This is a genomic window from Bradyrhizobium uaiense (assembly GCF_010811875.1).
Taxonomy (GTDB): Bacteria; Pseudomonadota; Alphaproteobacteria; order Rhizobiales; family Xanthobacteraceae; genus Bradyrhizobium; species Bradyrhizobium uaiense.
On sequence record NZ_VKHP01000731.1, the window covers coordinates 1 to 252 of the forward strand.

1 pseudogene is annotated in these 252 nt (G+C 57.5%); it reads left to right on the forward strand.

From position 1 onward, the window contains the following. Positions 1-229: pseudogene (locus FNJ47_RS47255) on the forward strand (IS701 family transposase); the annotation flags it as partial. Positions 230-252 lie beyond the last annotated feature (23 nt).

Genomic DNA, 252 nt, shown 5'->3' on the forward strand with positions numbered 1-252 from the left:
TGATCACTTCGAGGGGCGATCATGGAAGGGTCTTCATCGTCACGCCCTGATGACAATGATTGCCTACGCCTTCCTGCAGCATCGTCGCCTCGCACACGCGGGGCGGAAAAAAAAGAATCAACGGCCCCCCGCCTCAGCCAACCATGCCCGCCGTACGTCACGCCATCGTCGGTCTCATCCTTCGGCCGCCGTCTCAGCGGTGCCCACACTGCCGAAAACAAATCCTTGAAAAACACCGGTACAAATAGATTC